The organism is Acinetobacter sp. yr461, from assembly GCF_900110445.1.
GTDB lineage: Bacteria > Pseudomonadota > Gammaproteobacteria > Pseudomonadales > Moraxellaceae > Acinetobacter > Acinetobacter calcoaceticus.
Genome location: NZ_FODU01000006.1, coordinates 91,941 through 112,457 on the forward strand (window position 1 = coordinate 91,941; position 20,517 = coordinate 112,457).

At 40.5% G+C, this 20,517-nt stretch carries 16 protein-coding genes and 1 pseudogene; 7 read left to right on the plus strand and 10 right to left on the minus strand.

Going from position 1 to position 20,517, the window contains the following annotated elements:
- Nucleotides 1-105: 105 nt before the first annotated feature.
- Nucleotides 106-669 (minus strand): alkyl hydroperoxide reductase subunit C, encoded by a 564-nt coding sequence (gene ahpC, locus BMW38_RS11020; RefSeq protein WP_003652649.1) that lies wholly within the window; start codon nucleotides 667-669, stop codon nucleotides 106-108.
- 352 nt (nucleotides 670-1,021) lie between these two features.
- Between ahpC and hrpA the strand changes: the two genes are divergently transcribed.
- Nucleotides 1,022-4,879, plus strand: a complete 3,858-nt coding sequence (gene hrpA / locus BMW38_RS11025; RefSeq protein WP_092707899.1) for an ATP-dependent RNA helicase HrpA — start codon at nucleotides 1,022-1,024, stop codon at nucleotides 4,877-4,879.
- 94 nt (nucleotides 4,880-4,973) lie between these two features.
- Complete coding sequence (locus BMW38_RS11030) at nucleotides 4,974-6,080, plus strand: beta-ketoacyl-ACP synthase III (protein ID WP_004642034.1); 1,107 nt, start codon at nucleotides 4,974-4,976, stop codon at nucleotides 6,078-6,080.
- 102 nt (nucleotides 6,081-6,182) lie between these two features.
- Here the strand turns inward: BMW38_RS11030 and BMW38_RS11035 are convergent, their stop codons facing one another.
- From BMW38_RS11035 to benA, 7 genes and pseudogenes are all read right to left on the minus strand, one after another.
- On the minus strand, nucleotides 6,183-7,439 hold the full coding sequence (locus tag BMW38_RS11035; protein WP_092707901.1) for an OprD family outer membrane porin: 1,257 nt from the start codon (nucleotides 7,437-7,439) through the stop codon (nucleotides 6,183-6,185).
- A gap of 45 nt (nucleotides 7,440-7,484) precedes the next feature.
- On the minus strand, nucleotides 7,485-8,843 hold the full coding sequence (locus BMW38_RS11040) for an aromatic acid/H+ symport family MFS transporter (protein ID WP_092707903.1): 1,359 nt from the start codon (nucleotides 8,841-8,843) through the stop codon (nucleotides 7,485-7,487).
- Between the two features lie 478 nt (nucleotides 8,844-9,321).
- Nucleotides 9,322-10,515, minus strand: a complete 1,194-nt coding sequence (benE, locus tag BMW38_RS11045) for a benzoate/H(+) symporter BenE (RefSeq protein ID WP_092707905.1) — start codon at nucleotides 10,513-10,515, stop codon at nucleotides 9,322-9,324.
- 57 nt (nucleotides 10,516-10,572) lie between these two features.
- The gene (locus BMW38_RS11050; RefSeq protein WP_092707907.1) at nucleotides 10,573-11,358 is read right to left on the minus strand and encodes a 1,6-dihydroxycyclohexa-2,4-diene-1-carboxylate dehydrogenase; all 786 of its coding nucleotides are present in this window, start codon (nucleotides 11,356-11,358) and stop codon (nucleotides 10,573-10,575) included.
- 21 nt (nucleotides 11,359-11,379) lie between these two features.
- Nucleotides 11,380-12,396 (minus strand): benzoate 1,2-dioxygenase electron transfer component BenC, encoded by a 1,017-nt coding sequence (benC, locus tag BMW38_RS11055; RefSeq protein ID WP_092707909.1) that lies wholly within the window; start codon nucleotides 12,394-12,396, stop codon nucleotides 11,380-11,382.
- Nucleotides 12,397-12,448: 52 nt separating this feature from the next.
- Nucleotides 12,449-12,968, minus strand: a pseudogene (gene benB / locus BMW38_RS11060) (benzoate 1,2-dioxygenase small subunit).
- A complete protein-coding gene (gene benA, locus BMW38_RS11065; RefSeq protein ID WP_092707911.1) occupies nucleotides 12,965-14,347 on the minus strand; it encodes a benzoate 1,2-dioxygenase large subunit in 1,383 nt (460 codons plus the stop codon). The pseudogene benB and the gene benA overlap by 4 nt, the downstream one beginning before the upstream one ends.
- Before the next feature lie 106 nt (nucleotides 14,348-14,453).
- On the opposite strand from benA, the gene BMW38_RS11070 reads away from it, so the two are divergent.
- Together BMW38_RS11070 and BMW38_RS11075 are read left to right on the plus strand one after the other, a co-directional pair.
- Complete coding sequence (locus BMW38_RS11070) at nucleotides 14,454-14,582, plus strand: hypothetical protein (RefSeq protein ID WP_092708158.1); 129 nt, start codon at nucleotides 14,454-14,456, stop codon at nucleotides 14,580-14,582.
- Between the two features lie 44 nt (nucleotides 14,583-14,626).
- Nucleotides 14,627-15,586 carry a LysR family transcriptional regulator gene (locus tag BMW38_RS11075; protein WP_003652630.1) on the plus strand — a complete coding sequence of 320 codons (960 nt, stop codon included), beginning with the start codon at nucleotides 14,627-14,629 and terminating at the stop codon, nucleotides 15,584-15,586.
- Between the two features lie 51 nt (nucleotides 15,587-15,637).
- Here the strand turns inward: BMW38_RS11075 and BMW38_RS11080 are convergent, their stop codons facing one another.
- Nucleotides 15,638-15,838 carry a heavy-metal-associated domain-containing protein gene (locus BMW38_RS11080; protein WP_092707914.1) on the minus strand — a complete coding sequence of 67 codons (201 nt, stop codon included), beginning with the start codon at nucleotides 15,836-15,838 and terminating at the stop codon, nucleotides 15,638-15,640.
- Between the two features lie 166 nt (nucleotides 15,839-16,004).
- On the opposite strand from BMW38_RS11080, the gene BMW38_RS11085 reads away from it, so the two are divergent.
- From BMW38_RS11085 to BMW38_RS11095, 3 genes are all read left to right on the plus strand, one after another.
- Complete coding sequence (locus tag BMW38_RS11085) at nucleotides 16,005-18,476, plus strand: heavy metal translocating P-type ATPase (RefSeq protein WP_092707918.1); 2,472 nt, start codon at nucleotides 16,005-16,007, stop codon at nucleotides 18,474-18,476.
- A gap of 75 nt (nucleotides 18,477-18,551) precedes the next feature.
- Nucleotides 18,552-18,953 (plus strand): Cu(I)-responsive transcriptional regulator, encoded by a 402-nt coding sequence (gene cueR, locus BMW38_RS11090; RefSeq protein WP_092707921.1) that lies wholly within the window; start codon nucleotides 18,552-18,554, stop codon nucleotides 18,951-18,953.
- Between the two features lie 27 nt (nucleotides 18,954-18,980).
- On the plus strand, nucleotides 18,981-19,394 hold the full coding sequence (locus BMW38_RS11095; RefSeq protein WP_092707924.1) for a GFA family protein: 414 nt from the start codon (nucleotides 18,981-18,983) through the stop codon (nucleotides 19,392-19,394).
- A 661-nt stretch (nucleotides 19,395-20,055) separates the two neighbouring features.
- On the opposite strand, the gene BMW38_RS11100 is transcribed toward BMW38_RS11095, so the two are convergent.
- Nucleotides 20,056-20,406, minus strand: coding sequence for a four-helix bundle copper-binding protein (locus BMW38_RS11100; protein ID WP_092707927.1), 351 nt, complete (start codon nucleotides 20,404-20,406; stop codon nucleotides 20,056-20,058).
- Nucleotides 20,407-20,517: the final 111 nt, after the last annotated feature.

Genomic DNA, 20,517 nt, shown 5'->3' on the forward strand with positions numbered 1-20,517 from the left:
GCTATAAAATTTTGGTGCGGACTAGGGCTTAGATTTATAAAAATAACCAATAAAAAAACCACCCTAAAAAGGGTGGTTTTAGACGTAGTGGTCTAATCTAAAAAATTAGATTTTACCAACTAAGTCGATAGATGGAGCAAGAGTTGCTTCGCCTTCTTTCCATTTAGCTGGGCAAACTTCACCTGGGTGAGCGTGAACGTATTGAGCAGCTTTTACTTTACGAAGAAGTTCAGACGCATCACGGCCGATACCACCAGCGTTAAGTTCAACGATTTGGATTTTACCTTCTGGATCAATAACGAAAGTACCACGGTCAGCTAAACCTTCAGATTCGATAAGAACGTCGAAGTTTTTAGAAAGAGTCCAAGTTGGATCACCAACTAATGGATATTGAATTTTTTTGATTTCTTCAGAAGTGTCGTGCCAAGCTTTGTGCGTGAAGTGTGTATCAGTAGATACAGCATAAATTTCAACACCAAGTTTTTGGAATTCAGCGTAGTTGTCTGCTAAGTCACCAAGTTCAGTTGGGCAAACGAAAGTGAAGTCAGCTGGATAGAAGAATACAACAGACCACTTACCTTTAAGGTTAGTTTCGTTAACTTCAACAAATTGGCCGTTGTGGTAAGCAGTTGCTTGGAATGGTTTAACTTCAGTATTAATCAAGCTCATCATTGTCTCCATGATTGAGGTTTATATTTAAACTTGTTTACGAGATGTAGAATAAATAAAAATTCTTTATTGGGGAAATAGTATTTTTACATGACTAAAATCGGAAAATTGAATAAGTGATAAATTTGCGATTTTTAAGTCCCCAAATACTGTACTCGATTTGACTGCAAAAACATGTAAATCAAATGACAGTTATAGTAAAAGAAACTTGCCTAACAACATGAAGTCTCGTTAGTGAGAATTCAAGGGTAAAATGTAAAAAAATTAAAAATATATCAAAAACCAATTGTTTTACCTTATGCACATTAAAGCGTAAAATAGCGGATTGTTGTATTTTCAGGAAAGTTTGTTTGTGCAGAATGGTTTAAATATAGATCAGTGGGTGATGGCAAGAGATCGTCACCGTTTAAATCGTTTACGTAAAGATAAAAAAGCCAATACAGCAGAGATTGAAAAATTATTTGAACAATCTAATGCCAAAGTAAGACAGCGCTTTGCACGTTTACCTGAAATTAAACTAAATCAGGAACTACCGGTTTCTCAATATGCTGACCGTCTAATTGATGCAATTCAAAAGCATCAGGTCATTATTGTGGCAGGTGAAACAGGTTCCGGTAAAACCACTCAGCTTCCCCAAATTGCAATGTTAGCCGGTCGTGGCTTAACAGGTATGATTGGTCATACACAGCCACGCCGTTTAGCTGCCCGTAGTGTGTCGCAGCGTATTGCTGAGGAAGTCGGCGAAAAGCTTGGCGAGTCGATTGGTTTTAAAATCCGATTTAATGAACAAGGTTCGCAAGATTCGATTGTCCGGTTAATGACCGACGGTATTTTACTTGCCGAGTTAGGCAATGACCGTTTCTTATCTAAATATGACACGATCATTATTGATGAGGCGCATGAACGCTCACTCAATATCGACTTTATTATGGGCTATTTAAAGCAGTTACTGCCAAAACGTCCAGACCTTAAAGTTATCGTGACTTCTGCAACTTTAGATGTAAATCGTTTTAGTAACTATTTTAACGATGCGCCAATTTTTGAAGTCGAAGGGCGTAGTTACCCAGTTGAAGTGCTTTATCGTCCAATTTCAGAGATGAATATTGGCGGAAGTGACGACGATGAATTTGATGATTTTGAAGAAAATCTACCGCGTGCAGTGGTACAGGCGGTTGAAGAATGTTTTGCCGATGCCGAAGCAAAAGGTCATCCTGAACATGCCGATATTCTAATTTTCTCAAGCACAGAGCAAGAAATTCGTGAATTACAGGAAACCTTGCAAAAGTATGGGCCAAGACATACCGAAATTTTACCGTTGTATGCACGCTTAGCTGTTTCTGAACAACAAAAGATTTTCAGTCCAGGTGGTAAAGGCCGACGTATTATTATTGCGACCAACGTAGCCGAAACTGCGCTTACTGTTCCAAATATTCGGTATGTGATTGATAGCGGTTTTGCTCGTATTTCTCGTTATAACTATCGATCACGGGTTCAACGCTTACCGATTGAAGCTATTTCCCAAGCTGCTGCCAATCAGCGTAAAGGACGTTGCGGTCGTATTGCTGCTGGTGTCTGTATTCGTTTATACAGCGAAGAAGATTTTTTAAGTCGTCCAGAATTTACCGAACCGGAAATTAAACGAACTAACTTAGCTTCCGTTATTTTGCAAATGCAAAGTTTGGGCTTAGGTGAGTTAGAAAACTTCGATTTTATTGAACCGCCAGATTTCCGCCTTGTGAATGATGGTCGAAAGCTCTTGATTGAGTTAGGGGCAATGAATGAGAAGAAAAATGAGCTAACCAAAGTCGGGCAAATGATGGCACGCATGCCGATTGACCCACGTTTAGCGCGTATGATTATTGGTGGTGCGCATTTTGGTGTACTCAAAGAAATCTTGATTGTCGTGAGTGCTTTAGCGGTTCAAGACCCGCGTGAGCGTCCAGCAGATAAACAGATGCAGGCTGACCAAAAGCATGCATTGTTCAAAGAAGCAGATTCAGACTTTCTGTTCTATTTGAAACTTTGGGATACTTTAAATCCTAAAGGTGAAGCAAGTATGTCTGAAAATAAACGACGTCAGTTTGCTAAGGAGAATTTTTTAAGTTGGTTGCGTTTACGTGAGTGGAAACAAACGCATCAGCAATTAGTTGAATTAGCAGAAGGTTTAAAACTCAGCTTTAATGAAAAAGATGCAAATTATGAAAACTTGCATCGTGCGTTGCTGACAGGGTTACTTTCTTTCATTGCCAATAAAACAGATGAACGCAACACCTTTATGGCGGTGCGTCAGCAAAAGGCAAAAGTTTTTCCAGCAAGTACTTTGCACAAAACCAATAACTCGTGGGTTATGGCTTTCGAAATGGTCGAAACGTCGCAGGTATATTTACGTACTTTAGCCAAAATTGATCCTGAATGGATTTTGCTCGCTGCACGTGACTTGTTGAAATATCACTATTTTGAACCGCATTGGTCTAAGAAAGCGGGGATCGTAAATGCCTACGCGCAAATTTCTTTGTTTGGTTTAATTATTGAGCCAAAACGGTTAATTAATTTTGAAAAAGTTGATCAACCTGCTGCACATGAGATTTTCTTACGTGATGGATTAACTACAGGTAATTTGGGTACGGTTCCACCATTTTTAAAACACAACTTACTTAAGCTTGAAGAAGTAGAGCGAGTTGAAGATAAATTGCGTCGCCGTGATTTGGTGGTTGATGAAGAAACAATTTATCAGTTCTATGCCTCTAAAATTCCCGAAGAAATTGCAAGCCGTCGTAGTTTTGAAGACTGGCGAGCGACGGTAGAAGCAAATAATCCACGTTATTTATTTGTTGAGGATGATGCGCTTTGGCTCAATGATCGACCGACTACGCAGCAATTTCCAGATCATCTGCATAATGGTCAACTACGTTTAGCGACGACATATCATTTTGACCCAAGCCATGACGAAGATGGTGCAACTGTTCAGATTCCTGTTCAGGCACTACCTCAAGTTGATGAAAATATTTGGTCATGGGGAATTCCGGGCTGGCGCCAAGACTTAATTGAGGCTTTACTCAAAGCGTTACCAAAAGATAAGCGTCGTAATGTAGTGCCTATTCCTGATACAGCTCGTAAGCTCATGCAGGGTATTGATGCAGTACATTTACGTGAACATATTTTTAGTTATTTAGCTTTTGCCTTACGTGGCGAGCAAATTACAGACAAAGATTTCTCGTTTGAACGCATTGATCCATATTTGGTGCCGTTCATTAAAGTCATTGATGAAAAAGGTAAATTGATTGCCAAAGGCCGTGATCTGCCAGAGCTAAAAGCACGTTGTCGTGTGGAAACTCATCGTCCAGTAAAACAGCAAAAAGGTGAGTTTAAAAACTTCCCTGACAACTTTACTTTTGAGGCTTCACACAAGGTCACAGGTGTTGTTGTGAAACAATATCAGGCTTTAGTACCAACCAAAGCTTTTGCTGAAACTGATGCTAAAGATGACTCTGGTATTGTCATCCAGACTTTTAATGATCAGGCTGAAGCCATTAAACAGCATCGTGAAGGCATTATCCGTCTGGTACACATGCAACTTGGTGACTTGGTTCGTCAGTTGAAAAAGCAAATTTCAAAACCGCTTGCTTTGGCATATTCACCTTTGGGTGATAAAGCTAAACTTGAGCAGATGTTGGTGTATGCAACCTTGCAAATGGCAATTACGACTCTGCCAATTAATACAGATGAATTTAATAAACTGCTAGAACAGGTCAAAAAGCAATTTTTGAGTTATGGTCAGCAAGCTCTTGAGCAATTGAGCGAGATTTATATTCAATGGCAGCAAATTCGCCGTCAGCTTTTGGTGCTTGATCCAGAGATATTTGGGCGAAGTATTGATGATATTGAAGATCAGTTAGATTTAATGTCACTTGGCAATTTTGTTTATTGCCAGCCTGTCGATCTTTGGCAGGAATACCCGCGTTATTTGAAAGCGCTGCTATTGCGTTTAGACCGATTGCCCAATAATCTACAGCGAGATCATGCAGCAATTGACGATGTCGATCCATGGATGGACAAGGTGTTTAAATTAAAAAACGATCCTAAAATCAAAGAATTGTATTTGATGTTGGAAGAGTTTCGCATTTCTTTATTTTCTCAACCGATGAAAACCAAGATGCCTATTTCACCAACTCGACTGCAAAAGTTATGGGATCGTTTGGGAATCAGTTAAAATAGATATGGGTCTGTTTATGTTGTTTTTAGCGAACAGCGCAATTTATAAATGAAAGATTAACAGACCCTTTTCATTTTTTTAGGAGTTTTACATGGGCATTCGTATTACAGGTACTGGGCTATTTCATCCAACAGAAACCATTTCTAATGAAGAACTGGCCGTCAGTTTAAATGCTTATGTGGAACAATATAACCAAGACAATGCCGAGAAAATTGCATCTGGTGAACTTGAAGAGTTACGTGGTTCAAGTGCTGAATTTATTGAAAAAGCTTCTGGTATTAAAAGCCGTTACGTAATCGAAAAATCAGGAATTCTTGATCCGACTCGTTTACGCCCTCGTTTGTCTGAGCGTTCAAATGATGAGTTGTCACTTCAGGCTGAATGGGGTGTGATTGCTGCGAAACAAGCAATGGAAAATGCAGGCGTGACTGCTGAAGATATTGATGTCGTAATTTTGGCATGTTCAAACATGCAGCGTGCTTATCCGGCTGTAGCGATTGAAATTCAATCGGCACTTGGCATTCAAGGTTATGCATATGACATGAATGTTGCATGTTCAGCTGCGACTTTTGGTTTGAAACAAGCGGCAGATGCAATTCGTTCAGGCGCTCGCCGTGTTTTATTGGTGAATGTTGAGATTACCTCTGGTCACCTAGACTACCGTAACCGTGATTGTCACTTCATTTTTGGTGATGTTGCAACGGCTTCTATTATTGAAGAGACTACGACTAAAACTGGTTTTGAAATTTTAGATATTCATCTATTTACTCAATTTTCAAACAACATTCGTAATAACTTCGGTTTCTTAAACCGTAGCGAAGATGCGATCGTTGACGACAAGTTATTCCGTCAAGATGGCCGCAAAGTGTTTAAAGATGTTTGTCCATTGGTGGCAAAAATCATTAATGCACAGTTGGAAAAAATGCAGTTAACTGCAAACGATATTAAGCGTTTCTGGTTACACCAAGCCAATGCCAACATGAATGAATTAATCTTGAAATATGTTGCTGGTAAAGAGGCAGATTTAAGCCGCGCACCAATTATTCTAGATGAATTTGCTAATACCTCTTCAGCAGGTGTGATTATTGCTTTACACCGTACAGGCCACGAAGTGAATGATGGTGAATATGGTGTGATTTCATCTTTCGGCGCAGGCTATTCAGTAGGTTCGATTGTTGTACAAAAGCACGTTGCTTAAGTTGCCAGATTAATTAAAAACGCTCGTAAGGGCGTTTTTTTATGAACGAAAGAATATAAAAAAGCGAGCCAAAATAGCCCGCTTAGATTGAATAAAAAGTCTTTAAAACTTTTTGGTGTAGTTTACAAACAGACGGTCTTCACCAAAGTCATTGCCATGCTTAACGTTGTAATCAATACGAATATATTGCAGGGCAACGCCTTTTAAGAACGGCTGCTGAAACGCATAGTTCAAAATCACATTCGACTCAGTTTCATGGTTCTTTTCACCATTGGCTGCTTTAAAATCATGGCCATAAACATATTTCACCATTGCGTTTAAACCAGGTACATAGTCTTTAAAGTCGTAGCCGTACATGACATGGTAAGACTTTTCATCTTCTTTAAAGAATCCAGTGGTATTCCAGTTAATGAAATAAGTTTCTGGCAAGAAACCATCCGGTAATGGATAGGCCGACTCACCCATAATTTGTTGGTAGCCCAAACCAAAGGTATTGTTTTTCACTTTAAGTGTTTCTAGCACTCCAATGTTTTGTGCATCGATATCAAAAGTATTGCCATCATCTTTTGCATTGAAGTATTTAAACTTAGAGGTGAGGGCAAAATTAGGCTGTTTCCAATTGTGCTCAAGTCCTACATAGTGTTTGTTATAGAGGTCTTCTAAATTACCAAAGTAATATTCACCCTTTAAAGACGGTGTAAATTGGTAGCGCAGGTCCACATAGTTTAAGCCATCCGATTCTTTGGTAACCCCATTTGCAGTGAACGAAAATTTTTTAAAGTCTTCTTCATTTCGTGGGGATACTTTTTCAACCCGACCAATCTCTGCATAGAGCTGATCTGAAAGTTGCGACTTTAAATTGGTTCCCCAATAAGAAGCGAGCAATTGTCGGCTGGCATCGACAGCGGTTACAGGTAAATCGAGCCAGAGTTCACCCACACTCAAAAGCGTTTTGTCATAACCTAACTTTAATGTCGCCCCGTATTTTAAAAAGTCTGATGCTTGTGACTGAGTTTCCTTATTAAAAGGTAGAACCGTGTCGGCGACATGTTTGTCTGAACTCAAACGCACAGCATATTGAACAGAAGCATCTGCACCAATGGTGATGGGCTTATCTGCAATTTGCAGTGGGGTGTCATGCATTTTCGATTTATAAAATAACGATGCTGCCTGAGACCAGCTGCCTGTGTCTTTTAATGCATCGTTGTCAAAATTACGATTGATATAGGCATTCTTTAAAGTGAATTTCCATTCATCTTCAGCCTGCTGATTTGGATTTGCAGCGAATGAATTGCCACACATCAATACTAAGGTTGCAAAGGTTAAAGCATGTGGCTTAAAGCGATGTAATAATTCCATAATCCATTTCCAAAATCTATGCGCCAGTCCTAGGCGCATTTATGTTTACTGCTGAGTAAGCGTGTTTTGAGTATTAAAAGTTGATGGCGTCTCTGCAGCAACAGAGGCTTTAAGATTGACCATAAATATTGCAAGTGCGGCAATCACACCCGGAATCGCAATCGCTAAGAAATTCATTTGGTGAGGAAGCTCAAATGTGAGTAGGGCACCAGTTAAAACGGGGCCGATAATTGCACCGATACGACCAATTCCCGATGCCCATCCCATGCCAGTTGAACGAAGTGCTGTCGGGTAGAACTGTGCAACAAAAGTGTAGAGTAAGATTTGCGAGCCAATTGTGGCAGCACCAGCAATAGCAATCAGGCTATATAAAATAAATTGTGGACTATTGATGCCAAGTAAAATTAAAGCTGCTGACCCCACAATAAACATGATGGTAATGACGGGTTTTAAATGGAATCTATCTGCTAAAGCGCCACCGCCAATTGCACCAACCATGCCACCGATGTTGAGTGCAAACAGGAACAACATGCTCGCACCTAGCGAATAGCCCGCTTGTAGCATAAGTTTAGGTAACCAACTTCCTAAGGCATACACCATGAGTAAACACATAAAGAAAGCAATCCAGAACATAAATGTGCTGAAGGTACGGCCTTGTTGGAAAAGAGCACGGACAGGTGCCTCAGTTGTTGTGCTTTCGTTTAACAGCAGCTGTGTATTGGCATTTACCTGGGTTTGAGGGGCAATTTTGCTGACAATACTTTTTGCCTGTTCACTCTGATTAGATTTCACTAAAAATGCGAGAGACTCTGGTAAAAATTTCCAGATCAGTGGGAGTAATAGCAGTGGAATACCTGCAAGTAAAAACATGATTTGCCAGCCCATATCCTTAACGAGCCACGCACCGAGTAGAGCAGATGTCATGCCGCCAATTGCATAGCCGCTAAACATGATTGCGACCAATGTACTGCGAATTTTTTTAGGCGCATATTCGGTCATGAGTGCGACCACATTTGGCATCACGCCACCAATACCAAGGCCAGCAATAAAGCGCAAAATTGCAAACTCAGTTGGTCCTTTGGCAAAAGCACCGATAAAGGTAAATCCGCTAAATAAAGTCACACAAATCAGGATGGTTTTTTTACGCCCCAGTTTGTCCGAAAGTGTGCCGAAAATCATGGCACCAAACATCATGCCAAATAGAGCCGCGCTTGCCAGCAAACCTGCTTCAACAGCTGTTAATGACCATTGTTGCATTAATAAAGGGAGTGCTACTCCATAAATGACTAAGTCATATCCATCAAAAATAATAATAAGTAAGCACCAGATTAAAACTTTCCAATGAAAAGAAGTAAAACTGGCCTTATCAATTAGCTCATTAATATTAACCTTGTTCGCATCCATTTTATTCACCTCCAATTTGTGAATCATCGCGTTATTTTTTAATAAACTATTTTGTTATTGAGTTAGAGTCAAAAACCTAATTGATATATCTTTATGTCTTTAAGGTATTGTGTTTTTATTAATTTAATTATTTGAAAAATATTAATTTATTTTGAATGTTGAAGTGAGTTTTATCATCTATATTAAATGGTGGTAAATATTATATGGTGAGAATTTCAATGTTTTTATTGGTGTTTTATTCTTGATTTTCTTGCTAAGAATCACTGATAAAAATAGAGCTAAATTTATATTATGAATTGGAATGAAAATATTAAGACAGGAGATTAAAGACTATTATTTAATTATTTTAGAAATTGACCTTTGAAAATGAAATTTAATTGATATTAAATAAAAATCGCCAAATCAGGATTAGCAAATTATTTGCATCCTGATTTGGCGCTTAAGGCTTTATTTTGGTTGGAGTGTTTAGATAAAAAACTTAATTTGTGGCTGAAGTTGATCGTGGTGTGAGAATGAAATGCGCGATTACACCAATACAGATACCCCAAAAAACCGAGCTTAATCCAAGAAAATGCATGCCTGATGCTGTTGCTAAAAAGGTAATAAGTGCAGCATCACGTTGACTATCATTTCTCATGGCGACAGAAATATTTGTGGCAATTGCACCAAGCAAAGCTAAACCTGCGAGCGCTGCAACCAATTCTTTAGGGAGCAAGCTAAATAGCATGACAATACTGCCAGCAAATAAGCCTCCTAAAATATAAAAAATTCCATTGGCGATGCCCGCGATATAGCGTTTTTCTTTAAGTTCATGAGCGTCTTTGCCCATGCATAAGGCCGCGGTAATTGATGCAAGCACAATAGTAATACCACCTACGCAAGCAACAGCTAAAGAGGCAATACTGGTAACGCTAATAATCGGTTTGGCTGGCGTGTCGTAACCGCTGAGTTTCATAATCGCCATACCCGGTAAAAATTGACCGGTTAGACTGACTAAAATGAGAGGAACAGCGAGGTTCAGTGTTGAGTTCCATGTCCATTCTGGGCTAATCCACTGCGGAATCGCTAAACTAAAACTCACATCAACCGGATTCATTTTTCCTAAAATGAGGCTTAATAAAACTCCGGCAGCTAATACCCAAATCATGGTGTAGCGCGGCATTAAACGTTTAGCAATTAAAAAGACAATGAGCATGCTAAAAACAATAAAGGGCATGCTATCAGATGCGGTAAATAGGCCAATACCAAACTGAAAAAGAATACCAGCCATCATGCCAGCAGCGACGTCTTGCGGAATCCATTTTAGTAATTTGTCGAAGTAACCTGTAACGCCAATTAAAAAAATAACAACGGCAGAAGTAATATAAGCAGCTACCGCTTCATTCAATGAGATATTGGGAAATAGAGTCACTAACAGGGCAGTACCCGGTGCAGACCATGCGGTAATGACAGGAGTTTTATACTTAATTGAAAGATAAATGCCTGAAACGGCGGCTCCAATTGAAATTCCCCAAATCCATGAAACCATCATCTCAGTTGATACATGGGCACGCTGAGCAGCTTGAAAGAAAATAATCAGTGGGCCTGAGTAAGAAATTAAAACCGCAAGAAAGCCAGCAACTGTTGCTGATATGGACCAGTCATTTTTTAATGTCTTTAACAGGGTTGCCATGTGTGATTGCCTCCATGCAAATCATGTTATTTACCCAATCATATAAAAAGATCAGGGTTAACCCTGATCTCCACCTCCGACCGAAATAATTGATCCGGTCATATACGATGCTTCGTCTGATGCAAGAAATAAAATTGCATTTACTTGTTCTTGAATTGTGCCATAACGGCCCATAAATGTTCGATCTATTGTTTGATCAACCACTTGCTGCATCCAGTCTTTTTCATTTTGACTTAATGGGTTGGCGTTACGCGGTACTTTGCGAGGCGGTGCTTCGGTTCCACCCGTCGCAACGGCATTGACTCGGATCCCGTCTTTAGCATGTTCAAAAGCAAGAGATGCTGTTAAAGCATTTACACCACCTTTAGATGCCGAGTAGGGAATACGGTTAATACCACGGGTTGCAATTGAAGATACATTTACAATAACACCCGATTGTTGCTTAATCATGGCGGGCAACACAGCGCGGCAGCACCATAAAGCTGGAAACAATGAGCGATTCACTTCCTTAATGATCTCTTCTTCGGAAAACTCTTCAAAAGGTTTCATCCAGATCGCGCCACCTACATTATTAATCAGGATATCTACCCGACCATAGTGTTCAATAGCTTTTGCAACTACCGCTTGCGCGCCTGCATAGGTTTCAAGGTCAGCATTAATCGTGACAGCATCACCACCTGTATTCTGAATTTCTTTGAGAACTTCTTCAACATATTCAGAGCGGTCAGCCATGACGACTTGTCCGCCTTCAGTTGCGACTTGCTGGGCCACGCCACGACCAATACCTTGGGCACTACCCGTAACAATCACAACTTTATCGGTAAATCTTTGACGGTTTGACATAGATAACTTCTCCACCTTGAATTAGTTTGCAGAGAATTTTTCAAACAAGAAATTAGCAGGTTTGATATTTTCAGTTTCTAACCAGCCACGCACAGCTTCTACCATTGGCACTGGACCACATAGATAAACATCGACATCGCCACCGTTTAACCATTCACTTTCAATATGACCAGTGACATAGCCTTTGCGTTCATGGTTACTTTCAGGGCTTGCAACTACAGTACGATATTCAAACCATGGGAATTTCGCCTGCAACTCATTGAGTTTTTCTAGAGCAACCAAGTCAAAGTCATTGGTTACACCAAAGACTAAACGAACAGGCTGTTCTGAACCTTTTTCTTCAAGCACTTGTAGCATTGACATAAATGGGGCAATGCCAGTACCGCCTGCGAGCATCAGCACTGGACGCGCTACATTACGTAAATAGAAGCTACCGAATGGACCAGTAAATGTCATTTTGTCGCCAGCTTGAGCATTCTTACTCAGGAATTCACTCATTTTGCCATTTGGTACGTTACGTACCACAAAGCCAGTTAAACGGTTACCCGGTTTTGAGCTAAATGAATATGAACGTGTTTCGCCAGTTTCTGGAATTGCAACATTCACATACTGACCTGCAAGGAAATGAATATCCGGTTGGCCTTCATCAAGTTGAATATCAAATGTGATGGTTGAGTCTGATAGATTTTCAACGCGGGCTAATGTGCCTTTGAAGCTATGAATTTCTGTTTTGCAGACATCTGACGAGGCTTGAATCTGGAATACGGCGTCTGAAGTTGGGCGGCATTGGCAAGCAAGAATATAACCTTGCTCTGCTTCTTCGGGTGTTAATGCATCTTCAATATAGGTTTCTTCTGGCATGTCATAATGACCTGACTCGCAAAATGCGCGGCAAGTTCCACATGCACCATCACGGCAATCTAAAGGAATATTAATTTTTTGGCGATAGGCTGCGTCAGATAGGGTTTCGCCTTGAGCTACGTTAATGAAACGTGTAACACCATCTTCAAATTGAAGTGCAACATTGTGGTTTGACATGGCATGTATCCTACAAAATATTTGAAACTTTTACCCTCAGCCAACAGTCCGTTTAACTGAGGGGGTATGTCTTAAAGGTGGTAGATATCAATAACTTGATTGATGTAGTCATTTTTCAAAACGACGTACTTGCTCAAGATTTTTGGTTGATCACCTGAAAAATCGATCACATAACGTGACATACCGAAATAGCTGTAATTTGTCTTGTAACGGAAACTCAAGGTATTCCAGTTAAAGCGAACAGTAACTTTGTCTCCGTCGCGCTCTACAACTTCAACGTTGGCAATATTGTGGCTTGTGCGCGTGTCCGGCATGGTTGCAGATGAGCGCTCAGTTTTAATACGGAACACACGATCTTCTAAACCTTGACGGTCTGGATAATAAATAAGTGAAATTTCAGATTGCGGATCTTCAGTTAATCTATCGTCATCATCCCAAGCTGGCATCCAGAAAGAAGCTTCCGGTGCGTAGCATGCAATCCAATCGTCCCATTGTTCATTATCTAAAAAACGAGCTTCACGATAGAGAAACTGAGCAATATTTTCTAAAGTTGCTTTGTCTTGAGCACTCATGCTGTTTCTCCCTGATCAGCAATTTCTTTCTCTGATGCAATCGCATGTTTCATGGTTTGTAACCAATATTGATGTTGGGCAAGATAAAGTCCTTCATCTTCAGTTTTGATACCACTTAACATTGGTTTTAAACCAATTTCGTTTGCTGCATCATCTGGTCCATAAATCCAGTGTTTAGAACCACGGCACATGTCGTTCCATTCAAGTGCAATACCTGCATAACCTGCCTGACAAGCACGGAATTCTTCTAAATCGTCTGGTGTTGCCATGCCTGAAGCATTAAAGAAATCTTCATATTGACGGATACGACGTGCACGAGCTTCAGGTGCTTCGCCTTTAGGCGCGATACAGTAAATGGTGACTTCGGTTCTATTGACAGAAAGTGGACGAAGGACACGAATTTGCGAACCGAACTGATCCATCAAATAAACGTTTGGATAGAGACAAAGGTTCCGCGAACGCTCAATCATCCATTTCGACATCGCTTCACCGTATTTTTCGGTGTATTCGTCTGCTTTCGGGAAGTTTGGACGGTCTTCTGGGTTTGCCCATTGTGTCCAAAGCAACATGTGACCATTTTCAAAGCCATACGAGCCACCGCCTTGTTTACCCCAAGAACCTGCACTCATCGCGCGGATGTTATCGGCAGCTTGAGTTTCTTTACGGTGTTGAGTGGTTGCTGCATAGTTCCAGTGAACAGCAGAAACGTGGTAACCATCGGCACCATTTTCAGCGGTGAGTTTCCAGTTACCTTCGTAAGTGTAGGTCGATGAACCACGTAAAACTTCCAGACCATGTTCAGACTGGTCAACAATCATGTCGATGATTTTGGTGGTTTCACCCAAGAACTCTTCAAGTGAAGGAACATCTGGATTTAAGCTGCCAAACAAGAAGCCTTTGTAGTTCTCAAAACGATCAACTTTTTTAAGGTCATGTGAGCCGTCTTGGTTAAAACAGTCAGAGTAGCCTGCTTCACTTGGATCTTTAACTTTTAGAAGTTTGCCTGAGTTGTTAAAAGTCCAACCATGGAAAGGGCAAGTATATGTTGCTTTGTTACCACGCTTGTGACGGCAAAGTTGTGCTCCGCGGTGTGAACACGCATTGATCATGGCATTCAATTCGCCGTTACGGTTGCGGGCAATAATGACTGGCTGACGACCAATGTGAGTGGTGTAGTAGTCATTATTATTGGGAATTTGGCTTTCGTGTGCTAAGTAAACCCAATTGCCTTCGAAGATATATTTCATTTCAAGGTCAAATAGGGCTTCGTCAGTAAACACTGAGCGATGAAGTTTAAATTCACCTGTATCGATATTATCTACAAGTAATTCATCAATACGGTCAAGATGGCTAGTATTGATTACAGGAATACGTGGCATGTCCGTTCTCCGACTTTCCAAAAGTGTGGAAGTCACCAAGGCCTTAGCTACGATCTAAAAGGTCTTGATATCCTAATATTGTCAATGAAGCGCATGAGTGCGCTGGGTGTTTAACCGTGAATTGATGAAGATGAATTACTTGAATATTGGCAAGAAGGCTTTTCACAAAGCAATTCATCACTTCATCGGTTTGTTGCTTGTATATACCTTAAAAGAATGGTTAAACTGTGTCTAAGACTGAATTTGCATTTTTTTATATCTTAAAGGTATGGAAGCCTTATGGAACTAAGACATTTACGGTATTTTGTGGCTGTTGTTGAAGAGCAGAGCTTCACAAAGGCAGCCGAAAAACTATTTATAGCTCAACCACCTTTGAGCCGGCAGATCCAAAATCTGGAAAGTGAGCTTGGAATTCAACTGTTTGAGCGTGGAAGCCGTCCTTTACAGACAACCCCAGCAGGACATTTCTTTTATCAGCACGCCCTTAAACTTTTGTCGAATGCTGAAGAAATAAAAAGTATGACCAAACGTATTGGTCTGATCGAAAGAAGTGTGACGATTGGTTTTGTCGGGTCTTTACTCTATGGTTTACTGCCGCGAATCATCTATTTATTTCGTCAACAGCAGCCTCATTTGAATATTCAACTGATGGAGTTAAGTACGACTGAGCAACTACAGGCATTAAAAGAAGGTCGGATTGATGTCGGGTTTGGGCGCTTAAGAATTAGTGACCCTGCCGTGAGACGTATTTTGTTGCGTAAAGAGCGATTGGTGGTTGCTGCTCATACGAGTCATCCCATTGCTCAGCGTACGGAAGGGGTATATCTGGCCGATCTAATTGATGAAAAAATGTTTATGTATCCCACTTCACCAAAACCTAATTTTTCGACCCAGCTTTTGAATATTTTTGCCGAGCATAGTTTGGTTCCAAAAAATATGCATGAGATACGGGAAATTCAATTGGCTTTAGGCTTAGTCGCAGCGGGAGAAGGCTTATGTATTATTCCTGCCAGTGCCGATACCATTCGCTTTCCCCATTTAAATTACATTCCGATTTTAGATAACGGCGCAGTCAGTCCGATTTTTATTACTGCACGCGCAATGGACAGAAGTGAGGACTTACAACTTTTATTTGATTGTATTTATCAGGTCTACGATTTAGAAGGGATACCTTATCAACGGACTGTTTTTACACTCGATCAGAATCCAATAGATGATTCAAATGGTATCGATTTTTAAATAAGACGAACGCATAGCCTCAAAGTTTGAAGCTATGCGTTATCTAACTTCTTACTGGACTTGAGCTGGGAAACCATCTTCGTCCAGCGCTTCGGTAATTTTGTCGATACTTTCACTGGTTTCTACAGTTACGATTTTTGTCGCTAAGTCTACATCTACTTTTGCATTTGGGTCGACATCTTGAATAGTTGCTGTCACACCACGAGCACAGCCACCACACGTCATATTTTCAATAAGTAGTTTCATGTTCATACTCCATCAAGAATGAGATATTTGTTTGGATAACCCTAAGTCTAAACCTTGTCATGATTGTAAGGTCAAGACCAATTTTTTTAAAAAATATGCTTGACCTTCCCATGATGGGAATCTGTATGCTCAAGGTAATTGATAAAATTTTGCAGATTTGCAGAGGTGTTTGATGGACTCAAAAAACACAAAATTGTCAGCATATAGTGAAACACTACCAATCGAAGGTATGACTTGTGCCTCTTGTGTCGGACGTGTCGAAAAGGCGCTTAAGAAAGTTGAAAATATAGAAATTGCCAACGTTAATTTGGCAACAGAAAAAGCTGTTGTTTATTCAAACCAACCAATTCAGCGCGAAGCACTCGTCAAAGCGGTTGAACGGGCAGGTTATGATGTTCCAAAAGCGGCACCAGTGGAATTGTCTATTGAGGGTATGACCTGTGCATCTTGTGTTGCACGTGTTGAAAAAGCGCTGAAGAAAGTAGACGGCGTTCAAGATGCGACAGTTAACTTAGCCACAGAGCAGGCTTGGGTTCAGGCAGATCCATCAGTCAATGTTGAAGATCTGATTCGCGCTGTTAAAAAAGCGGGTTACGACGCAAAAGCCTCTGATAAAAATCAAAATGAGCAGCTCGATAAAAAAGCTTCAGAGTTAGATCAGCTTAAAAAAGATTTGACCATTTCGATTGTTTTGGCCTTACCAGTGTTTATTCTGGAAATGGGTTCACATCTGATTCCAGCTTTTCACATGTGGGTCATGCACACCATTGGTCAATACAATAGCTGGCTTTTACAGTTCGTTTTGACCACATTAGTGCTCGTTTTTCCCGGTCGCCGTTTTTACCAAAAAGGTATTCCAGCCTTATGGCGTTTGGCACCAGATATGAACTCGTTGGTGGCTGTTGGAACCTTGGCCGCCTATAGTTTTTCTGTTGTAGCAACCTTTATGCCGCATGTGTTACCACAAGGCACGGTCAATGTTTACTTTGAAGCGGCTGCCGTTATTGTCACTTTAATTTTGCTTGGACGATATTTCGAAGCCAAAGCCAAAGGACGTACTTCACAAGCCATTCAACATTTGGTTGGCATGCAACCTAAAACTGCTCGTATTCAGCGTGATGGTCAAGTGGTTGAAGTTGCTGTTGCCGAAGTGGTCAGTGGAAGCATTGTAGAAATTCGTCCGGGTGAGCGTGTCCCTGTCGATGGTGAAGTGGTTGAAGGGCACAGCTACATTGATGAATCTATGATTACGGGTGAGCCTGTTCCAGTTGAAAAAATCGTAGGGCAGCAAGTGGTTGGAGGTACAGTCAATCAGAATGGTACTCTAAACATTCGGGCAACCGCGGTTGGTGCTTCGTCTGTGCTTTCACAAATTATTCGCATGGTTGAGCAAGCCCAAGGTTCTAAACTTCCAATTCAGGGTTTAGTCGATAAAGTCACCATGTGGTTTGTGCCAGCGGTGATGCTCATTGCTGCAGTGACTTTCTTGGTCTGGTTTATTTTTGGGCCAGAGCCTGCGCTGACTTTTGGTTTAGTCAATGCCGTTGCAGTACTGATTATTGCTTGCCCTTGTGCGATGGGACTTGCAACACCAACTTCTATTATGGTCGGTACTGGACGTGGTGCTGAGCTCGGTGTCTTGTTCCGTAAAGGCGAAGCTTTGCAGCTTTTACAAGAAGCGCAGGTGGTTGCTGTTGATAAAACTGGAACGCTCACTGAAGGCAAACCCACGCTGACAGACTTTAATGTGCAACAAGGTTTTGAACGTGAGCAAGTCCTTACTTTAGTTGCCTCGGTTGAAGCCAAATCTGAGCACCCAATTGCACTCGCCATTGTTCAAGCCGCTGAGAGCGAGGGGCTAACTTTATTACCAGTAACAGCATTTAACTCGATTACAGGTTCAGGTATTGAAGCTGAAGTAGCGGGCCAAAAAGTACAAATTGGTGCAGATCGTTATATGCACCAACTTGGTTTAGACACCAGCTCATTCCAAGCGATTTCTTCACAATTGGGTGAAGAGGGGAAAACACCACTTTATGTTGCTATCGACCAGCAACTAGCTGCAATTATTGCCGTTGCGGACCCAATTAAAGAAACAACCTATGCTGCCATTGAGGCTTTACATCAATTAGGTCTAAAAGTTGCCATGATCACAGGGGACAACCGACATACTGCGCAGGCGATTGCCAAAAAGCTGAACATTGATGAAGTTGTGGCAGAGGTTTTACCTGAAGGCAAAGTGGACACCGTTCGCCAACTGCAAAAACAATATGGTCGTTTGGCCTTTGTCGGTGATGGCATTAATGATGCACCTGCTTTGGCGCAAGCAGATGTCGGCTTAGCGATTGGTACCGGAACAGATGTCGCTATTGAAGCTGCCGATGTTGTGTTGATGTCGGGTAGTTTAAAAGGCGTACCGAACGCAATTGCGTTAAGTAAAGCCACCATGCGAAACATACGCCAAAACTTGTTTTGGGCATTTGTATATAACGTTGCACTTATTCCAATTGCGGCAGGTGCGTTATATCCAGCATTTGGTGTGTTACTTTCAGCTATGTTTGCAGCAGGAGCGATGGCACTTTCTTCAGTCTTTGTTTTAGGAAATGCATTACGCTTAAAACGTTTTCATGCGCCAGTACAGTAAGCGTGCTGAAAATCATATTTTGGTTTAAGATCAGAAACTCAGGTCTTAAACCAAATTTAATATTTGAGGTGTGAGATGAATATCGGTCAGGCATCTAAACAGTCTGGTATCTCAGCGAAAATGATTCGTTACTATGAAGAAATCGGTTTACTTGAAGCCGCTCAGCGCTCAGCTTCGGGCTATCGTATTTACTCAGAAACTGACCTAAAGACTTTAAACTTCTTAAAACATGCCAGAGAGTTAGGTTTTTCATCCGAACAAATGAAAGAACTGATTTCGCTTTGGAAAAATACTGATCGGCATAGTGCAGAGGTGAAAGCCTTAACCGTAAAACATATTGCTGAACTCAACCAAAAAATTGCACATTTACAAGAAATGGTTAATATTTTGCAGGCATCAGCCGATGATTGCTGTGGTAACCAACAAGCTTCTTGTGCCATTTTAGATCACATTGAAAAAGGTGTGGGTGTAAGCTAAAACTCATCAAAATAAAAAGGAAAAATCATGGCTTATACAGCTTCTTGTCTTTGTAATGGTATTCAACTCAGTATTAATGGTGAATTAGAACCCATCATGGTTTGTCATTGTAATCAATGCCAAAAAGCACAAGGCGCTGCTTTTGCTGCCATTACGCAAGTACAAAAAAGTGATTTGAATATTGTGCAGGGAGAAAACCTGTTACAGGCTTATTTTGCGTCTGCCAATAAAAAGAGAGTGTTCTGTAAAACTTGTGGTTCACCTGTCTGGAGTGAACGTTTAGATAAACCCGACGTGGTGCGTTTAAGGGTGGGGCTCATTAATGAAGAAATATCTACCCAAGTTAGCTCTCATGCCTATGTCGCTTCAAAGGCTTCTTGGCATACCATTGGTGATCATGCTCAACAATACTTACAAGCAACAGATGGCGTCCAAAAATAGTCATTTAATCGGCTAGGGCTTGTTTGTAAAAAAACGTGAACAAGACTAGCCATGAACAAAAAATGTGCTATATATGTACTTAAGGTAATCGTAATATCTCCTCGATCCACAGGGAAACTTGGGACAGGACAAAAGATACGATAAGACCTTACATATAGCTAGCAAAGAGCATGTAAGAGATGGATAGACACAAATCTTAGATTGCTCACCGTTGCAGAAAAGCCCGTGAAACGGGCTTTTTTAATGCCTGTAAAAAAGCTACTTATTAGGTTGTCACTTCATAAATAATGATTTTTTGTCGCGCTACTTTTGTCTGTTGCTTCTTAAGCAAATAAAACTCTGAAGAAATAATAAAATATTTTAAACATACAGACTATTCTGTATTGCAATTTAATTTATTTATAGGTACATTTAGTCAACGGTTTAAAGTTCAAGTGTAATAATGGACTCATGGTCGTTGTGGGAGATCTAAGAGCCTGCATTCTTCCCCAAGATGCGGGTTTTTTTTATGCCTAAAGAAAAGTTATTCTTAACCTCAGTTAAATAAAAAAGATAAATTATTAGTTTTTAATATCTTAATACATTAAGTTTTTTATAAATTTTTCTACCATATATGGCCTGAATATAAATCAGCTATACAAACTTCCTATGCGTTACGAGACTATGCACGATAGGCTTGACACGCTTGAGCACAACGTAAACAAGCTTTAGCACAAATTTGGCAGTGCTCATGTTCATGTTTGCTGCATTCTGCTGCACAAAGTTGACATGCATGGGCACATAATGGCATCGCTTGTTCAGCTAACTCAGAATGCCTTAATTCCAAAGAAGTACATAATTGACAGGTTTCTACACAAGTCAGACAGTGCTTAATACACTCACGCATCATATGTTCTTCTTGCAAACAGGCAGCTGCACAGGTCTTACAAGCAATCATACATTCTACACAGGCTTGAATTGAGGTAGAGGCTTGGCAAAATAATGAATTATTTGCTTCTTGATTGGTTTGCATACGAATTCTCCTATTCCAAAAGTTTTTATTAAAAAATGGAATATTGTTATGTTTTTCTATTTTATAGATCATTTTTTAAACAATTGGCATTTGAGATGAAAGGGGTACAAA